This window comes from Arthrobacter sp. KBS0703, assembly GCF_002008315.2.
Classification (GTDB): Bacteria; Actinomycetota; Actinomycetes; order Actinomycetales; family Micrococcaceae; genus Arthrobacter.
Window position 1 is genome coordinate 1,276,985 of record NZ_MVDG02000001.1, and the last position, 20,188, is coordinate 1,297,172.

Below are 20,188 nucleotides of genomic sequence, written 5' to 3' on the forward strand. Positions count from 1 at the left end.
AGGGTACGCAGTGCAGGAGAACACAGGGGCGGGCTATCCGGGCGACGCTGAGGTGACGGATGATTTCGGCCTCGCCGGCGTGCCGGACGCTTTCCAGCGCCTGTGGACTCCGCACCGCATGGCCTACATCAAGGGCGGGCAGCACCAGTTCAAGAATCAGGACGACTGCCCTTTTTGCATCGCCCCCTCGCGCACGGATGAGGAGTCCCTCATCGTGTGCCGGGGCCGCACGAGCTATGTGGTGCTGAACCTCTTCCCGTACAACCCGGGGCACCTGCTGGTGTGCCCCTACCGGCACGTTCCGGATTACACGGACCTGACGGTCGAGGAGACCGCCGAATTCTCCGAGCTGACCCAGACCGCCATGCGGGTGCTGCGGAAGGTGGCGAATCCGGGCGGCTTCAACCTCGGCATGAACCAGGGAGTTGTGGGCGGCGCCGGGATCGCCGGGCACCTGCACCAGCATATTGTTCCGCGGTGGGGCGGGGACGGAAACTTCTTCCCCATCATCGCCCAGACCAAGGCGATCACGCAGACCCTCGACGAAGTCCGCCAGCAGGTTGCCGAGGCGTGGCCCGGGGAGACGCATGCTGAATAGGCATGCCCGCGGTTTCTTCACCGCGCTGTTCTCCCCGCTTGCCCGCTGGCTCCTCAGGATCGGCGTATCCCCGGACGCGATCACCATCGTCGGGACGGCCGGCGTGGTGGTGGGCGCCCTGGTCTTCTACCCGCTGGGCCAGCTCTGGTGGGGAACGCTCTTCATCACCGCCTTCATCTTTTCCGACGTCATTGACGGCATTATGGCGCGGCTGCAGAACGGGGGAGGCCGCTGGGGCAATTTCCTGGACTCCACCCTGGACAGGATTGCCGACGGGGCGCTCTTCGCCGGCCTGGCCATCTGGTTTTTTACGGGCGGCGACAATGAAGCGATAGCGATTGCCGCCGTCGTCTGCCTTGTTCTTGGCATGGTGGTCTCCTATGTGCGGGCGAAGGCCGAATCGCTGGGCTTCCAGGCCAATGTGGGCATTGCCGAACGCGCCGAGCGGCTGGTGTCCGTCCTGGTGGTCACCGGCTTCACCGGCCTGGGGCTGCCGTCCATAGCGCTGTTCGTGACGCTCGTGTTGCTGGCTCTGGCCAGCCTCGTCACGGTGGTCCAGCGCGTGCTGGCGGTCCGTGACCAGTCGCTCGAGGACACCGAAAAAACCTGATTAAGCCCGGCTGCCGGGGTGGGACTAGTATTAGGACTGCCTGGTCAATGGACCGGTAATCCGGTGTGTGCAAATTACGGCATTTCCGTGCCGCCCGCACTCCCGGCGAAGGTCATCTATCTACCCATAGGGGTTTTTGTGTCTACACCTGATGTAAGCAGCGAAGCCGGCTCGTCCGCCAACAGCGTCACGGGCAGCAACCGCGTCAAGCGCGGCATGGCAGAGATGCTCAAGGGCGGCGTCATCATGGACGTCGTCAACGTCGAGCAGGCCCGCATCGCCGAAGACGCCGGTGCCGTTGCCGTGATGGCGCTCGAGCGCGTTCCGGCCGACATCCGCGCCCAGGGTGGCGTGTCCCGCATGTCCGATCCGGACATGATCGACAAGATCATCGACGCCGTCTCCGTCCCGGTCATGGCCAAGGCCCGCATCGGCCACTTCGTCGAAGCCCAGGTCCTGCAGTCCCTCGGCGTGGACTACATCGACGAGTCCGAGGTCCTGACCCCGGCCGACTACGTCAACCACATCGACAAGTGGAACTTCAAGGTTCCCTTCGTCTGTGGCGCCACCAACCTCGGTGAGGCGCTGCGCCGCATCAACGAGGGCGCGGCCATGATCCGGTCCAAGGGCGAGGCCGGCACCGGCGACGTCTCCAACGCCACCGGCCACATGCGCCAGATCCGTTCCGAGATCGCCAAGCTTGCCGCCCTGCCCGAGGACGAGCTCTACGTCGCGGCCAAGGAACTGCAGGCCCCGTACGAACTGGTCAAGGAGGTTGCTGCCGCCGGCAAGCTTCCCGTGGTGCTGTTCACCGCCGGCGGCATCGCCACCCCGGCCGACGCCGCGATGATGATGCAGCTTGGCGCCGACGGCGTGTTCGTCGGCTCCGGCATCTTCAAGTCCGGCAACCCCGCCCAGCGCGCCGCCGCCGTCGTGAAGGCCACCACCTTCTTCGATGACCCCGACGTCATCGCCAAGGCCTCCCGCGGCCTGGGCGAAGCCATGGTGGGCATCAACGTCGACGAGATTCCGCAGCCGCACCGCCTCGCCGAGCGCGGCTGGTAAAGCTCCAAAGGCAGTACGACGGCGGTGGGTCACCTTCAACGGTGAGCCGCCGCCGTCGCGCGTTAACCCCCAGTGGGTAGCAGCAGGTGTCGTTTTGAGCGCCCAAACCGACGCCTGCTGCTACCTGGTTGGGAGCCGGGCGGAAGCTACTCGAGGCCGCGGCGCTTCAGGAGCGGCTCCAGGGCGGCGTCGCGTCCGCGCAGCGTGCGGAAGGAGTCCAGCGGGTCCTTGCTGTTGCCCCGGGACAGCAGCTCAGTGCGGAATCGGTCCCCGTTGGCGCGGGTGAGTCCTCCGTTCTCGGTGAACCAGTCGACGGTTTCGGCGTCCAATACCTCGCTCCAGATGTAAGAGTAGTAGCCGGCCGCGTAGCCGTCCCCGGCGAAGATGTGCTGGAAGTAGCCCGTGCGGTAGCGGGGCGGAATCAGACGGTGGGCCACCCCCGCCGCCGCCAGCGCCTTGGCCTCGAACTCGAGGGCGTCCTGCGGGACGCTGCCGGCGTCGAGCACGTGCCAGGCCAGGTCCAGCAGTGCGGCACCGAGGTACTCCGTGGTGGCGAAGCCTTCGCCCCAGAGCCTGGACTCATTGAGCCGGTCCACCGTCTCCTGCGGGAGCAACTCGCCGGTGGCGTGATGGCGGGCGTAGTTGGCCAGGACCTCGGGCCACATGATCCACATTTCGTTCACCTGCGACGGGTACTCCACAAAGTCCCGGGGCACGGACGTGCCGGAGAACCGCGGATACGTGACGTCCGAGAATAGCCCGTGCAGGGCGTGGCCGAATTCGTGGAACGCGGTCCGCACCTCGTCCAGCGTCAGCAGCGTGGGTTCACCGGCCGGCGGCTTGGAAATGTTCAGGTTGTTGATGACCACCGGTTTGGTGCCCAACAAAGCTGACTGCTCCACGAGCGAGTTCATCCAGGCGCCGCCCCGTTTGGATTCCCGGGTGTAGTAGTCGCCCAGGAACAGCCCCAGCTCCGTGCCGTCCTGGTTGCGGACCTCCCAGACCCGGACGTCCGGGTGGTAGCCGGCGAGGTCGTCCCGTTCCTGGAAGGTGATGCCGTAGAGCGAGGTGGCCGCGAAAAACACGCCGTCCACCAGCACCCGGTCCAGTTCGAAGTACGGCCGGATCGCCTGTTCGTCCACCGCGTAGCGCTCCCGCCGGACTTTCGCGGAGTAGTAGGCCCAGTCCCAGGCCTCGAGCGGATGGCCGGCGCTTTCCGCCAGGGCGGCGGCCTCAGCGTCGGCATTCCGGACCGCGGCAGGCGCCAGCCGGTTCAGCATGGTCAGGACGGCCTCGAAGTCCGGCGCGGTCTGCCGGTCCACCACCAGTTCGGCATAGTTGGCAAAACCCAGCAGAGCGGCCTTCTCGGCGCGAAGCCGCACCATGGACTTCACCAGCTCGAGGACGTCTAGGCTGCCGCCGCTGCTGCCCCGCGCCACGGATGCCTCGAAAAGCCGGCGCCGGACGCCCCGGTTTTCCAGTGCCGCGAGGGCGGGTTGGTTGCTCGGCTGGATCAGCGTGAGCAGGTACTTCCCGTCGTGGCCCGCCACGCGGGCGGCTTCCGCGGCACTGGCCACCTCGTCGGCGGGCAGGCCGGCCAGCTCCCCGGCATCATCCAGCAGGAGGGCCGCAGACTTCATGCCCTCCTTGACCCGCTGCCCGAACTCCGTGCCGAGCCGCGAGAGCTCGGCGTTGAGGGACTTGAGCTTCTCCTGGCCGGAATCGTCCAGCTGGATCCCGGACTGGCGGAATTCCTTGAGGTATTCCTCCACGAGCCGGGCCGACTCGGCATCCAGGCCGTCGGTGCGGATGCCGGCGAACCGCTCGTAGAGTCCCCGGTTGAGGTAAACGGCGTCCTGATGGGCGGCAAAAAGCGGCGACAGCTCCGTCTCAAGGTCCCGGATGGCATCGGAGGCATCAGCGGAAACCAGCGTGAAGAAGGACGCGGCGGCCCGTTCCAGCAGCCGGCCCGACCGCTCCATCGCCAGGGCAGTGTTCTCGAACGTCGCCCGTTCCGGGTTGTCCACGATCGCCGCGATCTCGGACAGGTGCTCGGCGAGGCCGGCGTCAACTGCCTCGGCGTAGTGGGCGTCATTGATGTCTGCAAACGGAGGCAGGCCGAACGGCAGTGTGCTCGGGCTCAGCAGCGGATTAGTCATGAAGCAACACTTTCATGCTGTGGTCCGGTTCACAATCATGTCCGGCGTGTCTGGCTGCGCGGTCCGGCGGCTGCGCCGCCTTAGGATGGCGGCATGGGGATCATTCGCACCGGAACCGCCGGCCGTGCCTTCCGCACGGCCGCGGCGGCATCACTGATCGCATCACTGGCTTCCTGCGGGGTGATCGCCGAACGGGACAAGCCCTGTCTCTTATACACATCTGCCTCGGCGGCAGCGACCCAGGCGTCCTCGGCGGCGGCTGCGCCATAAGAGACAGCCCCGACTCCGACGCCGGCCCCCACTCCGACCCCGGGCGCCGGCCCGGCCTGCAAGGCGGTCAGATGCACGTCCGTGCTGGTCACCGGCGACATGCTGGTCCATGCCCAGCTGTGGGAGCAGGCGCGCGTGGACGCGCTGGCGGCGGGAATCAAGGGGCTTGATTTCGGCCCCTTGCTCGAGGGCCAGCGGCGTTACATCCAGGAGAGCGACCTCGCCATCTGCCACCAGGAGACGCCGGTGGCCGTTCCGCAGGGCCCCTTCTCTGCCTACCCGTCGTTCAACGTGCCGCCGCAGATCATTGCCGCCTCAAAGGCCGTGGGCTACAGGGCCTGCACCACCGCCAGCAACCACACCATCGACCAGGGCACCGAGGGGCTGGTCCGGACCCTGGATGTCCTGGACGCCTCCGGCCTGGAGCACACAGGCTCCTACCGGACCGAGGCCGAGTCCCAGGGCGTCCTCATCATGCAGACCGGAGCCGCGAAGATCGCCGTCATCGAAGCCGCGTACGGCCTCAACGGGCAGACACCGGAAGCGGCATGGCAGGTGGACCTGCTTGACGCCTCCGCCATGATCGCCAAGGCAAAGAAGGCCAGGAAACTCGGGGCCGACATTGTGCTGGGCGTTATGCACGCCGGCGACGAATACGCCAGTGTCCCGAATGCCCAGCAGCAGGAAGTAGCCCACGCGCTCGTGGACAGCGGCCAGTTCACCATGGTCTACGGCCACCACACGCACTCCGTGCTGCCCGTCGAAAAGTACAAGGGGACCTGGATTGTGTACGGCCTCGGCAACGGCGTGACGGAACTGTCGCCCACGTACGTGGTGAACAACGAGGGATTGCTAGTGCGGGCACAGTTCAGCCAGGACGCCGCCGGCAAGTGGACCGCATCGGATCTGGGCTGGGCGCCCTCGGTCATCGTGAACGCGCCCTACCGCTGGTGCTCGGTGGCGTCCGATGCGCCGCAGGGCGTATGCGCCAGCCCCGCCGCGGACGCAGCGACGCGGCAGCGGACCAGGGCCGTGGTCGAGTCGATGGGTGCGGCTGAAGCCGGCGCGCACGAGCTGCTGATCACCAAGGACCGCTGACCGGCTACTGTTCCCCGCTCACGGTTTCCGGCGCCGCCGCTCCTAGCGGGGCCGGCGGGCCGCGTGTTCCCGGGCCAGGACCGCGTAGCGGTCATCCGGCTCGCCCGGCGTAAAGCTCCCGTACTTGCGTTCGACGGCGGTCCGGATCAGGAAGTCTGCGATCGCCGGGTTCTTCGGCAGGAGGGAGCCGTGCAGGTAGCTGGCCACGATGTTGCGGTACCGGGCGCCCTCCTGGCCGTCGCTGCTGTTGTTGCCCGTGCCCTTGGCCACGGTGCCAAGCGGGGCCACGCCGGGGCCCAGGGTGGTCTGCCCGCTGTGGTTCTCATAGCCCAGCACGTCCCCGAACTCGGCCGTGGTGACTTTGACATTGCCGATCAGCCGTTCATCCGTCCCGTGCGTTTCCACGTCAAGGACGCCGATGCCGGGAATGACCGACCCGGAGCGTGTTTTGAAGAATCGCCCGAACAGCTGGTAGAGCCCGCAGATCAGCAGCATGGGGGTGCCGTCCTCCGCAAGGCCGCGGAGGGTTTCCGCGCGTGCCTGCAGGTCATCCTGGATGACCAGCTGCCCGCTGTCCTGCCCGCCGCCGCCGACGATGAGGTCCACTTCGTCCGGGAATTCGTCCCCCACGTTGTACTCCAGCAGCTCCGGGACGTAACCGTGCCATTTCAGCCGCTGCTGCAGCACAAGGGCGTTGCCCCAGTCGCCGTAGATGTTCATGTCCCGCGGATAAAGCTGCAGGACCCTGATGGTTCCCTTGCTGCCTGATGTTCCGGGGGTCATGAGACCACCTCCACTGTGGTGATTTTGGAGAGCTCACGTCGGATGGCGAGCATGGCGGTGTAGGTGCAGAAGACGCGCTTCGGTTTGTCCTTCGCCCCGGCAATGAACGCGGCCAGGGCCGGCGCAATGTCAGTGTTCACGGCGCCGATGGCCACCTCGTCGTACTGCAGCCGCAGCGCCATGTCGTAGGCGCGGGAGCCGGTCAGCTGGTCCACGCCGTCAACCCGCAGGGATTCGAAGTCGACGTCCCACAACCACGACATGTCGCGACCGTCCGCGTAGTTGTCATTGATGGCGATCATGGTGGCGTAGCCGCCGGCCGCGAACGACTTGAGCCCCAGCCGGAACCCGCTCGGGTTCTTGACCAGCACAAGGTCCAGGGGGAGGCCGTCGACGACGAGGCTTTCGCCGCGGCCGAAGGCCGGCGCCACCTGGGACAGCGCCGTCAAAAGTGCGGCGTGGTCCGCGGCCGCCGCGCCGCTGCCGCAGATGCTGCGCGCCAGCGTCAGCGCCGCCGCTGCATTGAAAATGTTGTAGACGCCGCGGAGCTTCATCGCCGTGGTGACCGTGCCGCCGTCGTACTCAAAATCGGCGTTGTCCGGCCCCACCCGCCGCAGGACGACGTCGGCCGGCGGCTTTTGCCGTACCGGCGCCGGCGCGGGGCTGCCGGGACCGGCGCGCAGTTCGTCGTCGTTGGGAAACGTGCTCAGCAGCGAGTCGTCCAGGCCGAAGTAGCGGACATCCGGCCCGTCCAGCGTGCCGGCGATCCGGGCCACCCGGGGATCCTCACGGTTCAGGACCACGGTGCCGGTGGTCTTGGAGGCGATGTGCTGGAGCAGCTGGGCCGTCTTGTCGATCTCGCCGAAGCGGTCCAGCTGGTCACGGAGAACGTTGAGCAGCAGGCTGTAGCGCGGCGGAACCCGGTTGACGAAGTGCACGGCGTGGGCCTCGTCCAGTTCCAGCACAGCGATGTCGGCGTCGAGCCGTCCGCGCCAGTCCACGTCGCCGAGGAGGGCAGCGGCCACGCCCCTGGTGAAATTGCTTCCGGTGCGGTTGGTGAACACCTTCAGGCCCTGGCTTTCCAGCAGTTCCACCACCATCTTGGTGGTGGTGGTCTTGCCGTTGGTGCCGCTCACCACGGCTACACCGTGGGGGAGCGTGGACAGTGCCCGCTGCATGAAGCCGGGGTCGATTTTTTCGACCACAAGCCCTGGCAGGGCGGAGCCTCCGCCCCTGAGCCGGGAGACCCGGCGGACGAGCTTGCCGAGCGGAACGCTGAAGGAAAACATGCTCTGTAATATATCCCAGTAGCGGCATGCCATCGGGCGGTCGGGCACCGGCGGGGACGCCGGACAGCGTCCGGGACACTATGCTGTTTGGATGACCAATCCCCTTTCCACCGCGCTTCCGCGCCCGCGTTCAGGTACCCGTTCAGGTGCGCCCTCCGGCGCCGGCACAGGCCTGCGCATCGGTGTGCTCGCGCTTCAGGGCGACTTCCGCGAGCACCTCCGGGCCGTTGAAGCGGCCGGTGCGACCGGCGTCGGGATCCGGCGCCCGGCCGAACTCGACAACCTGGACGGGATCATCATTCCCGGCGGTGAATCGACCACCATCGACAAGCTCGCGCGTGCCTTTGAACTGGCGGATCCGTTGCGGCAGCGCATTGCCGATGGTCTGCCCGTGTACGGCTCCTGCGCCGGGATGATCCTGCTCGCCCACGACATCGCCGACCCCGCCACGGATCTCGCCGGAAACCCGCAGCAGACCTTCGGCGGGCTGGACATCACCGTGCGCCGCAACGCGTTCGGCCGCCAGCGTGAGTCGTTCGAAACCGATCTCGACTTCAAGGGCCTGGATTTCAGCGCCACAGCCGCGGGCGTCGCCCCGGTCCACGCGGTGTTCATCCGCGGGCCCTGGGTGGAGCGCGTCGGCCCCGGCGTCGAGGTGCTCGCCCAGGTTGAACCGGCGGACCCCGCGCACGCGTCCCACGCAGCCCATCTGCAGGGGACGGCTAGAATTGTTGCAGTGCGTTCCGGCCACCTGCTGGCCACCTCGTTCCATCCGGAAGTGACGGGGGAGAAGCGCGTGCATGAACTTTTTATCCGAATGATCAGAGGAGAAGCGTAAAGCATGTCAGGCCACTCCAAATGGGCAACGACCAAGCACAAGAAGGCCATCCTTGATAGCCGCCGGGCCAAGTCGTTCGCCAAGCTGATCAAGAACATTGAAGTTGCTGCCCGGATGGGCGGCCCGGACCTGGCCGGCAACCCCAGCCTGGAACTCGCTGTCACCAAGGCGAAGAAGACCTCAGTCCCCGCGGACAACATCGACCGTGCCATCAAGCGCGGCGCGGGCCTCACCGGCGAAGTCGTGGACTACACGGAAATCATGTACGAATGCCGCGGCCCGCAGGGTTCGGCGCTCCTGATCGAGTGCCTCACCGACAACAAGAACCGGGCAGCTTCCGAGGTCCGGCTGGCCATTTCCCGCAACGGCGGCACCATCGCCGATCCCGGTTCCGTCAGCTACCTCTTCTCCCGCAAGGGTGTGGTGACGCTGCCCAAGAACGGGCTCGGCGAGGACGACGTCCTGATGGCGGTGCTCGACGCCGGCGCCGAGGAAGTCAAGGACAACGGCGACACCTTTGAAATCCACTCGGACCCGAAGGATCTGCAGGCTGTCCGCGATGCCCTCAAGGAAGCCGGGATCGAATACGACACCGACGAGGCCGAGTTCGTGCCCTCCATGGAGGTGCCGCTTGACCTGGATGCCGCCAAGAAGTTCATGAAGCTCGTGGACGCGCTGGAAGACCTCGACGATGTCCAGAACGTCTACAGCAACGCCGACCTCAGCGACGAAGTGCAGGCCGCACTGGAAGCCGAGTGATCCTGCAGTCCTGTAGTGACTCTGAGGCCCGGCCTTGACCCTGCGCGTGTTGGGAGTCGACCCGGGCCTCACCCGTTGCGGCATCGGCGTGGTGGACGTCGAGAAGAACCGCCGCGCCACCATGGTGGCCGTCGGCGTGGTGGGCACGTCCCCCGAGGAGTCGCTGGACCAGCGCCTGCTCGTCATAGCCCTCGCCATTGACGACTGGCTCGACCGCTACGAGCCGCACGTGCTCGCGGTGGAACGTGTTTTCTCCCAGCTGAACGTCAGCACGGTCATGGGTGTGGCGCAGGCTTCCGGCGTCGTCATCGCGGCAGCCGCCCGGCGCGGCATCCCGGTGGCGCTCCACACGCCGTCGGAAGTCAAGGCGGCCGTCACCGGCAGCGGCAACTCAAACAAGGACGCCGTCACCAAACTCGTGACCAAGATCCTCCGCCTCGACGCACCGCCGCGTCCGGCGGACGCCGCCGACGCCCTGGCCCTTGCCATCACCCACGCCTGGCGGGCGGGCAGCGGAGCGGCCGTGGCCACCACCGGACCGGGATCGCTGTCTCTTATACACATCTGATGTGTATAAGAGACAGGGCCGACGCGGAGGCAAAGGCGCGCCGTGCGCGCTGATTTTCCGCGGCCCTTGCTAGGGTATTCGTAGATATGTTCGGATAGTCGGTCTTTGCCGGCGGTAGTTCAGGAGCCCGGCCTTGATAAGTTTTCTCCGCGGAACCGTAGCGCACGTTGGCCTGTCCACGGCCGTGATCGATCTCAACGGCGCCGGAATGAGCGTTAACGCCACACCGCAGACCCTCAGCAAGCTGCGCACCGGCGACGAAGGCAAGCTGTTCACGTCCCTGATCGTCCGCGAGGACTCGCTGACGCTGTTCGGCTTCGCCTCCGACGACGAACGGGAGGTCTTCGATGTCCTGCTCAGCGTCAGCGGCGTCGGCCCGCGGCTTGCGCTGGCCGTCCTGGCCGTCCACGATCCCGAAGCGATCCGCGTCGCGGCGCACACCGGTGACAGCAAGACATTCACCAAGGTCCCCGGCATCGGCCCGAAGGTAGCCGGCCGCATCGTCCTGGAGCTGGCCGGAAAACTCGTTCCGCACGGCACTCCGGCAGCTGCCGCCCCTGCCGCCTCGGCGGAATCGGTCTGGAAACCGCAGGTGGTGGCCGCCATGACCAGCCTCGGCTGGTCCGAGAAGGACGCCACGGGCAGCATCGACAAAGCACTGGCCGATTCACCCGACCTTGCGGACCAGGGAAATGTCGCCGAGATCCTGCGCACCACGCTGCGCTGGCTCGGCCAGGACGGTGCCCGCGCCGGCAACCGGGTAGGCAGCCGTGGCTGAACCGTCCCTCGTAGCCGGGGGAGAAGAGCCGGAGGAGCGGGCCATCGAGGCCGCCCTTCGGCCGAAGAACCTCCACGACTTCGTGGGACAGCACCGGGTCCGCAAGCAGCTCTCCCTCGTGCTGCAGGCATCCCGGATGCGGGGCCGCAGCGCGGACCACGTGCTCTTTTCCGGCCCGCCCGGTCTCGGTAAGACCACCCTCGCCATGATCGTCGCCGCGGAAATGAACGCGCCGCTGCGCATCAGCAGCGGCCCCGCCATCCAGCACGCCGGGGATCTCGCCGCCATTCTCTCCTCGCTCTCCGAAGGCGAGGTTCTCTTCCTCGACGAAATCCACCGGATGTCCCGCCCCGCCGAGGAAATGCTCTACATGGCGATGGAAGACTTCCGGGTGGACATTGTGGTGGGCAAGGGCGCGGGGGCAACGGCCATCCCGCTTGAGCTGCCGCCCTTCACGCTGGTCGGCGCCACCACCCGGGCCGGGCTGCTGCCGGGACCGCTGCGCGACCGCTTCGGTTTCACCGGGCACCTTGAGTTCTATTCGGTGGAGGAGCTCGAGCTCGTGCTGCGCAGATCGGCCGGGCTCCTTGACCTGAAGGTGAACTCGGCCGGATTCAGCGAAATCGCCGGCAGGTCCCGCGGTACGCCGCGTATCGCCAACAGGCTGCTGAGGCGGGTCAGGGACTGGGCCCTGGTGCACGGCATCGAACAGATCGACGCCCGGGCAGCGTCGGCCGCCCTGGACATGTACGAGGTGGACAAGCGCGGCCTGGACCGCCTGGACCGCGCCGTGCTGGAAGCGCTGATCACCAAGTTCGGCGGCGGACCCGTGGGACTGTCGACGCTGGCCATCGCCGTCGGGGAGGAACCGGAGACCGTGGAGACGGTGGCTGAGCCGTACCTGGTCCGGGAAGGCCTGCTCGGGCGGACGCCCCGGGGCCGCATCGCCATGGCGCCGGCATGGACCCACCTGGGCTTCTCGGTTCCTCCCGGCGTGTTCGGGCAGGAACCGCTGGACGTGTTCGCTGTTGACGAACTCACCGGAGAGACGGGCGCAGAGACCGAATCGCAATGGATTCCGAACACCCACTAGCACCGTTGCACGCGGTTTCCCTCTAGACTGGAAAGACGCTCGGCACCTCCGGGCTTTGTTTCCGTGGCTGGCGCCAGCCAGCCGTCTGTTGTCAGTCACGCGTGTGGCCCGACGCGGTGCAAAGCGGATGTTGCTGTCAACCAGCTACGCAAGTACAGAATGGAACTTCCCTGTGTTCGGACATATCACTGCCCAGGCCCAGCCGCAGGCCGGCGGCGGCATCGACATCATGACCATCCTGCTGTTCGTCATGCTCGGCATCTTCATCTTCATGATGTTCCGCCGGAACAAGAAGACTCAGCAGCAGCAGGCTTCGCTCCAGTCGCAGTTTGCGCCGGGGGTTGAGGTCATGACCAGCTTTGGCCTGTACGGGCGCATTGTGTCGATCGATGACGAAGACAACAAGGTTGTTCTGGAACTCTCACCCGGCAACCTGGCCACGGTCCACCGCCAAGCCGTCACCAAGATCGTGGAGCCCGCCGCCGACGAGGCGCACGCTGTGCCCGATGACGCGTCGTCGCTGACGGCCGAGGAGCACGGAACCTCCGAGCTTGGAACTGCTTCCGCCGTTAGCGAGACGCCGGACGAAACCCTGAAGCGCCTCAATGATGAGGGCAAGAAGGACATCTAGTCCGCCGCGTCCCGCTGGGCACACCATCTACGGCTGCGGGCTGCCGCCGGTGCGGTTCATACCCGCACCGGCGGCTTCTCCGTAATTAATAGAAAGATCGACAATGGCACGAACTGGCCGCAATAAACCATCCCTCAGGGTGCTGGTCTGGCTTGGCGTAATTCTGGCTGTCCTGACGGCCGTCCTTGCGGGCGGCACCATGGCCGGAAAGGCAAGCTGGGCTCCGAAGCTCGCGCTGGACCTTGAGGGCGGAACCCAGATGATCTTGGCACCCAAGGTCGAGGGTGGGTCCGACATCAACGAGGAACAGCTCAACCAGGCCGTGGCGATCATCCGCCAACGCGTGGACGGTTCCGGCGTCGCGGAAGCCGAAATCAGCACCCAGTCGGGCCGTAACGTGGTGGTTAGCCTCCCCGGAACGCCCTCTTCGGAGACCCGGGCCCTGATCCAGGCGTCCGCCGACATGAACTTCCGCCCGGTATTGGTCACCGGACCCGGCGCGGCTGTTCCCGCGGAATCCCGCACGCCGGCGGCGAAACTGCCCAAGCCGACGGCGAAGCCCGCGAACGCCAGCGACTCCAACTGGATCACGGCGGACATCCAGAAGCAGTTCGAGGCACTCGACTGCGACAAGCCGGCGCAGGACAAGCAGCAGCGCTCGGATCCGGCCAAGCCGCTGGTGACCTGTGAGCGCGCTACCGCCCAGACCCCGGCCATCAAGTACATCCTTGGTCCCGTGGAGGTCAAAGGCGTGGACATCCAGGGGTCGACGTTCCAGCTCCAGCAGGGCGCCCACGGCGCCGTCACCAACGAGTGGGCCGTCAACATCCAGTTCAACGGTGAAGGTACGGCCAAGTTCAAGACCGTCACCGAGCGCCTGAACCAGTTCTACGTCGCTGCCGGGGGCGAAACCGGCACGGACCCGAAGTCGCAGTTCGCCATCGTCCTGGACGACAAGGTCATCTCAGCGCCCCGGTCCCAGGCGGTCATCACCGACGGCCGCCCGCAGATCACCGGCGGATTTACCGAGCAGTCGGCCAAGGCCCTGTCCGATCAGCTGCGTTTTGGTGCGCTGCCGATCAGCTTCGACATCCAGAGCGAGCAGCAGATCTCGGCGACCCTCGGCGGCGAGCAGCTCCGCATGGGCCTGCTTGCAGGCCTGATCGGACTCCTGCTGGTGGTGGTGTATTCCCTGTTCCAGTACCGTGCCCTCGGCTTCGTCACCATCGCATCCCTCGTGGTTGCCGGTGCCCTGACCTACCTGGCCATCGCCATCCTGGGCTGGACGGAGAACTACCGCCTGTCCCTGGCCGGCGTGGCCGGCATCATCGTTTCCATCGGCCAGACAGCGGACTCGTTCATCGTGTACTTCGAACGCATCCGCGACGAACTCCGGGAAGGCCGCGGCCTCGTCTCGGCCGTCGAGAACGGCTGGAAGCGGGCCAAGCGAACGGTCCTGGCTTCCAAGGCCGTCAACCTGCTTGCCGCCCTGGTGCTCTATTTCGTGGCCGTGGGCAACGTGCGGGGCTTTGCCTTCACGCTGGGCCTGACCGCGCTTGCCGACCTCATGGTCGTGTTCACGTTCACGCACCCCATGCTGCGGCTGCTGGCCCGCACCCGGTTCTTCGGTGAAGGCCACAAGTTCTCGGGCCTCGACCCCGCGAGCCTCGGCGCGGTGCCGCTCTACCGCGGCGCCGGCAGGCTCCGCACACCGGAGGACAAGCCGTCCCTGGTGCGCACAAAGAACAAGGGTGCCGCTGCTGAAGCGGAGCGCAGGATGACCATCGCTGAACGCCGCCGCGCGGAGCAGCAGGAGCAGCTCGCGGGTTCCTCCAAGGGCCCGGCCAAGGAGGGCAAGTAATGTCCAGTTTTGCGAAATTCGGTAACGAGCTCTACACGGGCAGGCGTTCCTACGACTTCGTCGGCAAGAAGAAGCTCTGGTTCCTCATTGCCGCCGTCGCCGTGGCCCTGTCCATCCTGATTCCGGTGGCCAAGGGCGGGTTCAACCTCGGCATTGAATTCCGCGGCGGCTCCGAGTTCACCGTCTCCAACGTCAAGACCACGGACGCGACACTGGGCGAGAAGGCTGTGCACGACGTCGTGGCCGGAAGCGTTCCGCGTGTGGCGAACGTCGCCGGCACCACCATGCGGATCCAGACGGACAAGCTCACGGACGACGAGACCATCAAGATCAAGGAACGACTGACCACGGCCTACGGCGTCACCGACAACGAGGTGACCTCCACCTTCGTGGGGCCGACCTGGGGTGCGGACGTCACCAAGCAGGCCCTCATCGGGCTGGTGGTCTTCGTGGCCCTGGCGACGGTCCTGATGGCGCTGTACTTCCGGACCTGGAAGATGTCGCTGTCCGCGATTGCGGGCATGCTGGTGACGATGTTCATCACGGCCGGCGTTTACGCGCTGAGTGATTTCGAGGTCACGCCCTCGGCGATCATCGGATTCCTGACCGTGCTGAGCTATTCGCTGTACGACACCGTGGTGGTGTTCGACAAGATCCGTGAGAACACGGCGGATCTCGACTCGTCCACCCGCCGCACGTTCGGCGAAGAGGTCAACCTGGCCGTCAACCAGACCCTGGTCCGGTCCATCAACACCATGATGGTGGCCATCCTGCCCGTGGGAGCGATCCTGTTCATCGGGGCCGGCCTGCTCGGTGCAGGCACCCTGCGCGACCTCTCGTTGGCCCTCTTCGTGGGAATCCTCATCGGCACCGCGGCAACGATCTTCGTCGCTGCGCCCATGTACGCCTGGCTGCGGCAGAACGAACCGGGCCTGGTCCTGTCTCTTATACACATCTAGATGTGTATAAGAGACAGCCGCGCGGACAGCGCCGCCAAGGACGCGGCCGCCGCGCAGCCCGCACAGGCCTAGCAGGCACCGCCAAAGGCCGGATGCCGTCATCATGACGGCATCCGGCCTTTTTGCGTCGGGGCGCCGGCCATCGGACGGAGCCGGTTATCGAACAGGCCCGCGGCGGGAATAGACTGGGATAATTAAACGGGTTGATGAGGGGTGCTTCATTGGAAGAGGGTTCGACGTCGGCTCCAGCAGCAGCCGGGGACAACAGTCCGGGCCAGGGTCCGCAGACTGGTCTGGTTGCTGACGGACGCCCCGCGCCGGGCGTTCCCGTGGACAACTCGGGTGTCCGGCCCACCTTCCCGGGCAGGCGTGAGCGCACGCGGTCGCGGCTGGCGAGGCTGACAGGCCGGAGCACCGCCACCTATTCGCCCATCCTTGAGCCATTGCTGCGGACTGTACGGGCGAACAACCCCAAAGAGGACTTCGACCTGATCCAGCGTGCCTTCGTGGTCGCGGAACAGAGCCACCGGGGCCAAAAGCGCAAGAGCGGCGACCCCTACATCACCCACCCCGTGGCTGTGGCGACCATCCTTGCGGAGCTGGGGCTTAGCGGGACCACGCTGGCGGCGGCGCTGCTCCACGATACCGTCGAGGACACCCCCTACACCCTGGCGGACCTGAAGGCGGACTTCGGTCCGGAAGTTGCCATGCTCGTGGACGGCGTGACCAAGCTGGACAAGGTCAGCTTCGGCGAAGCCGCCCAGTCCGAGACGGTCCGCAAGATGGTCGTGGCCATGGCCAAGGACATCCGGGTCCTTATGATCAAGCTGGCGGACCGGCTGCACAACGCCAGGACGTGGCGCTTCGTTTCCGCGGAGTCGTCGGCCCGCAAGGCCCGGGAAACCCTCGAGATCTTCGCGCCGCTGGCCCACCGGCTCGGCATGAACACCATCAAATGGGAGCTGGAGGACCTTTCCTTCGCCGCGCTCTACCCCAAGGTGTACGAGGAAATCGTGCGGATGGTGGGCGACCGGACACCGGAACGCGAAAAGAGCCTCAGCGTCATCCGGAACCAGATTGCCGATGACCTGCGCACGGCGCGCATCAAGGCGACGATCACCGGCCGGCCCAAGCACTACTACTCGATCTACCAGAAGATGATCGTCCGGGACAAGGACTTCGACGACATCAACGACCTCATGGGCGTGCGCGTCCTGGTGGACTCTGTCCGTGACTGTTATGCGGCCCTGGGCACGCTGCATTCGCGGTGGAACCCCCTGCCGGGGCGGTTCAAGGACTACATCGCCATGCCGAAGTTCAACATGTACCAGTCCCTGCACACCACGGTGATCGGGCCGGGCGGCAAGCCGGTGGAGATCCAGATCCGCACGCATGAGATGCACCGGCGCGCGGAGTACGGCGTGGCAGCCCACTGGAAGTACAAGGACCAGCCGAACCGCACCGCCACCGGCCCCGGCAGCCCGCGCGACGGCGACATGGGCTGGCTCCGCTCCCTGGTGGACTGGCAGCAGGAAACGTCCGATCCCGGTGAATTCCTCGATTCGCTCCGGTTTGAAATCAACGCCCGGGAAGTCTTCGTGTTCACGCCCAAGGGCGAGGTCATGGCGCTTCCGGCAGGCTCCACGCCGGTGGACTTTGCGTATGCGGTGCACACCGAGGTGGGCCACCGCACCATCGGGGCCAGGGTCAACGGAAAGCTGGTCCCGCTCAACAGCGAGCTCAACCACGGCGACTGGGTGGAGATCTTCACCTCCAAAGCCGAAGGGGCGGGCCCGAGCCAGGACTGGCAGCACTTCGTCAAGAGCGCCCGTGCGCGGAACAAGATCCGCCAGTGGTTCAGCAAGGAACGGCGCGAAGAGGCGATCGACCGCGGCAAGGAGCTGCTGACCCGCGCCATGCGGAAGCAGAACCTCCCGCTGCAGCGCCTGATGACCCATGACGCCCTCGCCGCCGTTGCCGAGGACTTCAAGTACGTTGACATCTCCGGTCTCTACGCCGGTGTCGGAGACGGGCACACGTCTGCCCAGTCCGTCATGGAAAAGCTCATCGAGAGCCTGGGCGGAAACGAAACCCCCGACGACGACCTCACCGAAGTCAGCATTCCCACCCAGGTCAGCAAGGCCCGCTTCTCGGACTCCGGAGTGGTGGTCCGCGGCGTGGGCGACGTCTGGGTCAAGCTGGCTCGTTGCTGCACACCCGTACCGCCGGACCCCATCCTCGGCTTCGTTACGCGAGGCTCGGGCGTCTCCGTGCACCGGACCGACTGCACCAATGTTTCCGGCCTGAAGGACCAGCCGGACAGGATCGTCGACGTCGACTGGGCGCCGACGCAGTCGAGCGTGTTCCTCGTGGAGATCCAGGTGGAGGCGCTGGATCGGAAATCCCTGCTGTCCGATGTCACCCGGGTCCTCTCCGAGAACCACGTCAACATCCTCGCCGCAAGCGTTCATACGTCGACCGACCGAGTTGCCATCTCAAAGTTTGCCTTCGAGATGGGCGACCCCAAGTACCTGAGCCACGTGCTCAGTGCCGTCCGGAGAATCGACGGTGTGTTCGACGTCTACCGGACCACGGGCAACCGCCGGCGGAGCTAGCAGGGCGAGTTTCTCGAGCGCCGCGTTCTTGTGGGGCAGCCGGGGCGTCGCTTCCACGGCCAAGGTCAGGAGCCGTAGCCGGACATCGAGTTCGGGTCTGTCCAGCAGCTGCCGCAGGGCCGGTACGGCGCGTTCGGCCTCCACGTGCAGGGCAATGTCCAAGGCAGTCCGCAGGGGGCTGGAGACCATCAACCCGCCAAGGCTCACGACGTCGAACGGGCCGAGCCGGACCTCGTGGAGCGTGCACCCCCTGGTGGACCGGAGGCTGGAGATCCGGCGTTTGGTGTCCACGAGCAGCGCGAGGCGGTCCGGCTCGCGCGCGCAGCCGTAGATCCAGGCGGCCGTCATGCGCCCGGCCACGACCCGCTGCCGGATCGCCGGCGGCACGGCAAACGCGGCAGCGCGGGCCCTCAGCTGCGGGGACGCCGCCATTCCGGGAACGGTGTAGCCGTGCTGGTAGAGCTGGGCCAGCACGCCGTCGGCCGCCATGGACTGCAGTTCCGGCCAGGAAAACAACGGGCCCGGGGCGTAGAGGTCCAGAAGGTGCGCGGGGGAGTCGGGGGCGCGCCCGGAAATTGAGGCCATTCAGCCATCCTGCCGGAACGGCTCGAAACGAGTACAGGCCCCGCCCCGGCTATGTGGATAACCGGTACGGGGCCTGCAGGTGTCCTGGCTAGGAGAGCTCGCTCGCCGAACGCTGGATCTGGTCCAGCCATGCCTGGCGGGCGTCCAGGGCTTCCCGGGCTGCCTTGATCTTGCGCTGGTCGCCGGCCTTCTCGGCCTTGGCCAGATCATCCTTGAGCCCGGCGATGGCCGATTCAAGCTGGCTCAGGGCGCTGTTGGTGCGGGCCTTCGTCTCGGGGTTCGAGCGCTGCCAGATCTCGTCCTCGGCCTGCCGGACCGCATCTTCAATCTTGCGCAGGCCGGCTTCGATGCGCCCCATATCCGCACGGGGCACCTTGCCGGCTTCCTCCCAGCGGTCGCGGACGGACTGCAGGGCCTTCTTGGCTGCGCCCAGGTCCTTGATCGGCAGGATTGTGTTGGCCTCCTCGAGGAGGGCCTCCTTGACCTTCAGGTTGGCAGCGTACTCCTGGTCGATCTCGTCGTTCGCAGCCTGGCGGGAGGAGAAGAAGACATCCTGGGCCGCGCGGAAACGCGCCCACAGCGCGTCATCATCCTTGCGGCTGGCGCGCGGAGACGCCTTCCAGTCGTCCATCAGCCGGCGGTATTCGCCGGCCGCAAAGCCCCAGTCCGTGGAGGAGGACAGTGCCTCGGCCTCGGCGATGAGCTTTTCCTTGGCGGCCTTCGCGGCGGAGTTGTTGCTGTCCAGCTGGGAGAAGTAGGCTCGGCGGTGCCGGTCGAAGACGGTCCGGGCGGCCCGGAACCGCTTCCACAGTGCATCTTCATTGCTGCGGCCCAGCCGGACGCCGCTCTTCTGCGCGGTCTTCCAGCTCTCGAACAGTTCGTTCATCCTGGCGCTGGAGGTTTTCCACTGGATCTGCGCCGGATCCGTTCCGGAAATGGCTTCGGCCTCCGTGACGATGGCCTCCCGGGCGGCGAGTTCGGCCGCCCGAACGGCGTCGTGCTGCGCCTTTTCTGCCTTTTCGAGCGCAGTGATCTCCGTGGACAGTGCGTCCAGCCGGCTTTCCGCGGAACGGATGTCTCCCACCATGTTGCGCTCAGCAAGCTGCTCGCGGAGGTGAGTCACGGTCTTCTGCATGTCAGTCGTGGGCGCCTTGGACGCAACGCGCTGTTCCAGCAGGACAATCTGGGCGACGATGTCGTCATACTTCCGGGCGAAGTACGCCAGCGCTTCGTCGTTGCTCACGTCCGGATACTGCCCGACGGGGTGCTCCTCGCCGTCGATGGTCAGGAAGACGTGGCCGTCACCCTCGACCCGGCCCCAGCGGGCCGCTTCAGCCAGTGACGTCGCGGGTGCAGCCGGGACAGGCGCCGCGGCAGCCGCAGGGCCAGCCTTGGGGCTGTCTCTTATACACATCTAGATGTGTATAAGAGACAGGTGCCGGCCGGGGCGCCGGCCGCGGGGCAGCAGGGGCAGGCGCTTCGGCGGCGGCCTCTCCCTCAACCGGTGCAGCCTCAGCGGCGGCAGCTTCAGCGGGCGCTTCAACGGTGTCAGCTTCCGGCGCGGCCTCCTTTTCAACCGGTGCGGCCTGCTCAGCTGCAGCCTGCGCAGGTTCCGCGGCGCCGGCCTCG

General features: G+C 66.5%; 17 protein-coding genes and 2 pseudogenes. 13 read left to right on the forward strand and 6 right to left on the reverse strand.

The genetic code is table 11. From position 1 onward, the window contains the following. The first annotated feature begins 10 nt into the window (after positions 1-10). The 3 genes from B1A87_RS06065 (at position 11) to pdxS (ending at position 2,273) form a co-directional block, all read left to right on the forward strand. Positions 11-598, forward strand: coding sequence for an HIT domain-containing protein (locus B1A87_RS06065; RefSeq protein WP_078028871.1), 588 nt, complete (start codon positions 11-13; stop codon positions 596-598). Beyond that, complete coding sequence (gene pgsA / locus B1A87_RS06070) at positions 588-1,208, forward strand: phosphatidylinositol phosphate synthase (protein WP_078028935.1); 621 nt, start codon at positions 588-590, stop codon at positions 1,206-1,208. The genes B1A87_RS06065 and pgsA overlap by 11 nt, the downstream gene beginning before the upstream one ends. A 138-nt stretch (positions 1,209-1,346) precedes the next feature. Continuing rightward, entirely contained in the window at positions 1,347-2,273 is a 927-nt protein-coding gene (gene pdxS, locus B1A87_RS06075) for a pyridoxal 5'-phosphate synthase lyase subunit PdxS (RefSeq protein WP_043481916.1), read from the forward strand. A 146-nt stretch (positions 2,274-2,419) separates the two neighbouring features. On the opposite strand, the gene B1A87_RS06080 is transcribed toward pdxS, so the two are convergent. Beyond that, positions 2,420-4,432 (reverse strand): M3 family metallopeptidase, encoded by a 2,013-nt coding sequence (locus tag B1A87_RS06080; protein WP_078027909.1) that lies wholly within the window; start codon positions 4,430-4,432, stop codon positions 2,420-2,422. A gap of 80 nt (positions 4,433-4,512) precedes the next feature. Continuing rightward, positions 4,513-4,794 (reverse strand): hypothetical protein, encoded by a 282-nt coding sequence (locus B1A87_RS23645; RefSeq protein WP_260680703.1) that lies wholly within the window; start codon positions 4,792-4,794, stop codon positions 4,513-4,515. A gap of 7 nt (positions 4,795-4,801) precedes the next feature. On the opposite strand from B1A87_RS23645, the gene B1A87_RS06085 reads away from it, so the two are divergent. Continuing rightward, positions 4,802-5,800, forward strand: coding sequence for a CapA family protein (locus tag B1A87_RS06085; protein ID WP_260681026.1), 999 nt, complete (start codon positions 4,802-4,804; stop codon positions 5,798-5,800). Between the two features lie 42 nt (positions 5,801-5,842). Here the strand turns inward: B1A87_RS06085 and B1A87_RS06090 are convergent, their stop codons facing one another. Together B1A87_RS06090 and B1A87_RS06095 are read right to left on the reverse strand one after the other, a co-directional pair. After that, on the reverse strand, positions 5,843-6,583 hold the full coding sequence (locus B1A87_RS06090) for a type 1 glutamine amidotransferase (RefSeq protein ID WP_078027907.1): 741 nt from the start codon (positions 6,581-6,583) through the stop codon (positions 5,843-5,845). Next, positions 6,580-7,872 (reverse strand): Mur ligase family protein, encoded by a 1,293-nt coding sequence (locus B1A87_RS06095; protein ID WP_078027906.1) that lies wholly within the window; start codon positions 7,870-7,872, stop codon positions 6,580-6,582. Before B1A87_RS06095 ends, B1A87_RS06090 begins: the two co-directional genes overlap by 4 nt. A 91-nt stretch (positions 7,873-7,963) precedes the next feature. Between B1A87_RS06095 and pdxT the strand changes: the two genes are divergently transcribed. The 9 genes and pseudogenes from pdxT (at position 7,964) to B1A87_RS06140 (ending at position 17,974) form a co-directional block, all read left to right on the forward strand. Then, positions 7,964-8,710, forward strand: coding sequence for a pyridoxal 5'-phosphate synthase glutaminase subunit PdxT (gene pdxT / locus B1A87_RS06100; RefSeq protein WP_260680704.1), 747 nt, complete (start codon positions 7,964-7,966; stop codon positions 8,708-8,710). A 3-nt stretch (positions 8,711-8,713) separates the two neighbouring features. Then, entirely contained in the window at positions 8,714-9,469 is a 756-nt protein-coding gene (locus B1A87_RS06105) for a YebC/PmpR family DNA-binding transcriptional regulator (RefSeq protein WP_078027905.1), read from the forward strand. Between the two features lie 34 nt (positions 9,470-9,503). Beyond that, positions 9,504-10,090: pseudogene (gene ruvC, locus B1A87_RS06110) on the forward strand (crossover junction endodeoxyribonuclease RuvC). An 80-nt stretch (positions 10,091-10,170) separates the two neighbouring features. After that, positions 10,171-10,815, forward strand: a complete 645-nt coding sequence (ruvA, locus tag B1A87_RS06115; protein WP_078027903.1) for a Holliday junction branch migration protein RuvA — start codon at positions 10,171-10,173, stop codon at positions 10,813-10,815. After that, positions 10,808-11,908, forward strand: a complete 1,101-nt coding sequence (ruvB, locus tag B1A87_RS06120; protein WP_078027902.1) for a Holliday junction branch migration DNA helicase RuvB — start codon at positions 10,808-10,810, stop codon at positions 11,906-11,908. The genes ruvA and ruvB overlap by 8 nt, the downstream gene beginning before the upstream one ends. Before the next feature lie 229 nt (positions 11,909-12,137). After that, positions 12,138-12,539, forward strand: a complete 402-nt coding sequence (yajC, locus tag B1A87_RS06125) for a preprotein translocase subunit YajC (RefSeq protein WP_078027918.1) — start codon at positions 12,138-12,140, stop codon at positions 12,537-12,539. 103 nt (positions 12,540-12,642) lie between these two features. Further along, a complete protein-coding gene (secD, locus tag B1A87_RS06130) occupies positions 12,643-14,400 on the forward strand; it encodes a protein translocase subunit SecD (protein ID WP_078027901.1) in 1,758 nt (585 codons plus the stop codon). Continuing rightward, positions 14,400-15,359: a protein translocase subunit SecF gene (secF, locus tag B1A87_RS06135; protein ID WP_144275732.1), complete on the forward strand. Its 960-nt coding sequence runs from the start codon at positions 14,400-14,402 to the stop codon at positions 15,357-15,359. The genes secD and secF overlap by 1 nt, the downstream gene beginning before the upstream one ends. Before the next feature lie 221 nt (positions 15,360-15,580). Next, complete coding sequence (locus B1A87_RS06140) at positions 15,581-17,974, forward strand: bifunctional (p)ppGpp synthetase/guanosine-3',5'-bis(diphosphate) 3'-pyrophosphohydrolase (RefSeq protein ID WP_078027899.1); 2,394 nt, start codon at positions 15,581-15,583, stop codon at positions 17,972-17,974. Here the strand turns inward: B1A87_RS06140 and B1A87_RS06145 are convergent. Together B1A87_RS06145 and B1A87_RS06150 are read right to left on the reverse strand one after the other, a co-directional pair. Continuing rightward, a complete protein-coding gene (locus B1A87_RS06145) occupies positions 17,855-18,559 on the reverse strand; it encodes a type IV toxin-antitoxin system AbiEi family antitoxin (protein WP_139362763.1) in 705 nt (234 codons plus the stop codon). The two genes, B1A87_RS06140 and B1A87_RS06145, sit on opposite strands and share 120 nt — an antisense overlap. A gap of 88 nt (positions 18,560-18,647) precedes the next feature. Then, positions 18,648-20,166: pseudogene (locus tag B1A87_RS06150) on the reverse strand (DUF349 domain-containing protein); the annotation flags it as partial. Between the last annotated feature and the right edge of the window lie 22 nt (positions 20,167-20,188).

Bases quoted from the DNA above. Each gene is read 5' to 3' on its own strand.
- pgsA (WP_078028935.1), top strand. From the start codon at position 588: ATGCTGAATAGGCATGCCCGCGGTTTCTTCACCGCGCTGTTCTCCCCG.
- B1A87_RS06080 (WP_078027909.1), bottom strand. From the start codon at position 4,432: ATGACTAATCCGCTGCTGAGCCCGAGCACACTGCCGTTCGGCCTGCCT.
- B1A87_RS06085 (WP_260681026.1), top strand. From the start codon at position 4,802: ATGCTGGTCCATGCCCAGCTGTGGGAGCAGGCGCGCGTGGACGCGCTG.
- B1A87_RS06090 (WP_078027907.1), bottom strand. From the start codon at position 6,583: ATGACCCCCGGAACATCAGGCAGCAAGGGAACCATCAGGGTCCTGCAG.
- B1A87_RS06095 (WP_078027906.1), bottom strand. From the start codon at position 7,872: ATGTTTTCCTTCAGCGTTCCGCTCGGCAAGCTCGTCCGCCGGGTCTCC.
- pdxT (WP_260680704.1), top strand. From the start codon at position 7,964: ATGACCAATCCCCTTTCCACCGCGCTTCCGCGCCCGCGTTCAGGTACC.
- B1A87_RS06105 (WP_078027905.1), top strand. From the start codon at position 8,714: ATGTCAGGCCACTCCAAATGGGCAACGACCAAGCACAAGAAGGCCATC.
- yajC (WP_078027918.1), top strand. From the start codon at position 12,138: ATGACCATCCTGCTGTTCGTCATGCTCGGCATCTTCATCTTCATGATG.
- secD (WP_078027901.1), top strand. From the start codon at position 12,643: ATGGCACGAACTGGCCGCAATAAACCATCCCTCAGGGTGCTGGTCTGG.
- secF (WP_144275732.1), top strand. From the start codon at position 14,400: ATGTCCAGTTTTGCGAAATTCGGTAACGAGCTCTACACGGGCAGGCGT.
- B1A87_RS06145 (WP_139362763.1), bottom strand. From the start codon at position 18,559: ATGGCCTCAATTTCCGGGCGCGCCCCCGACTCCCCCGCGCACCTTCTG.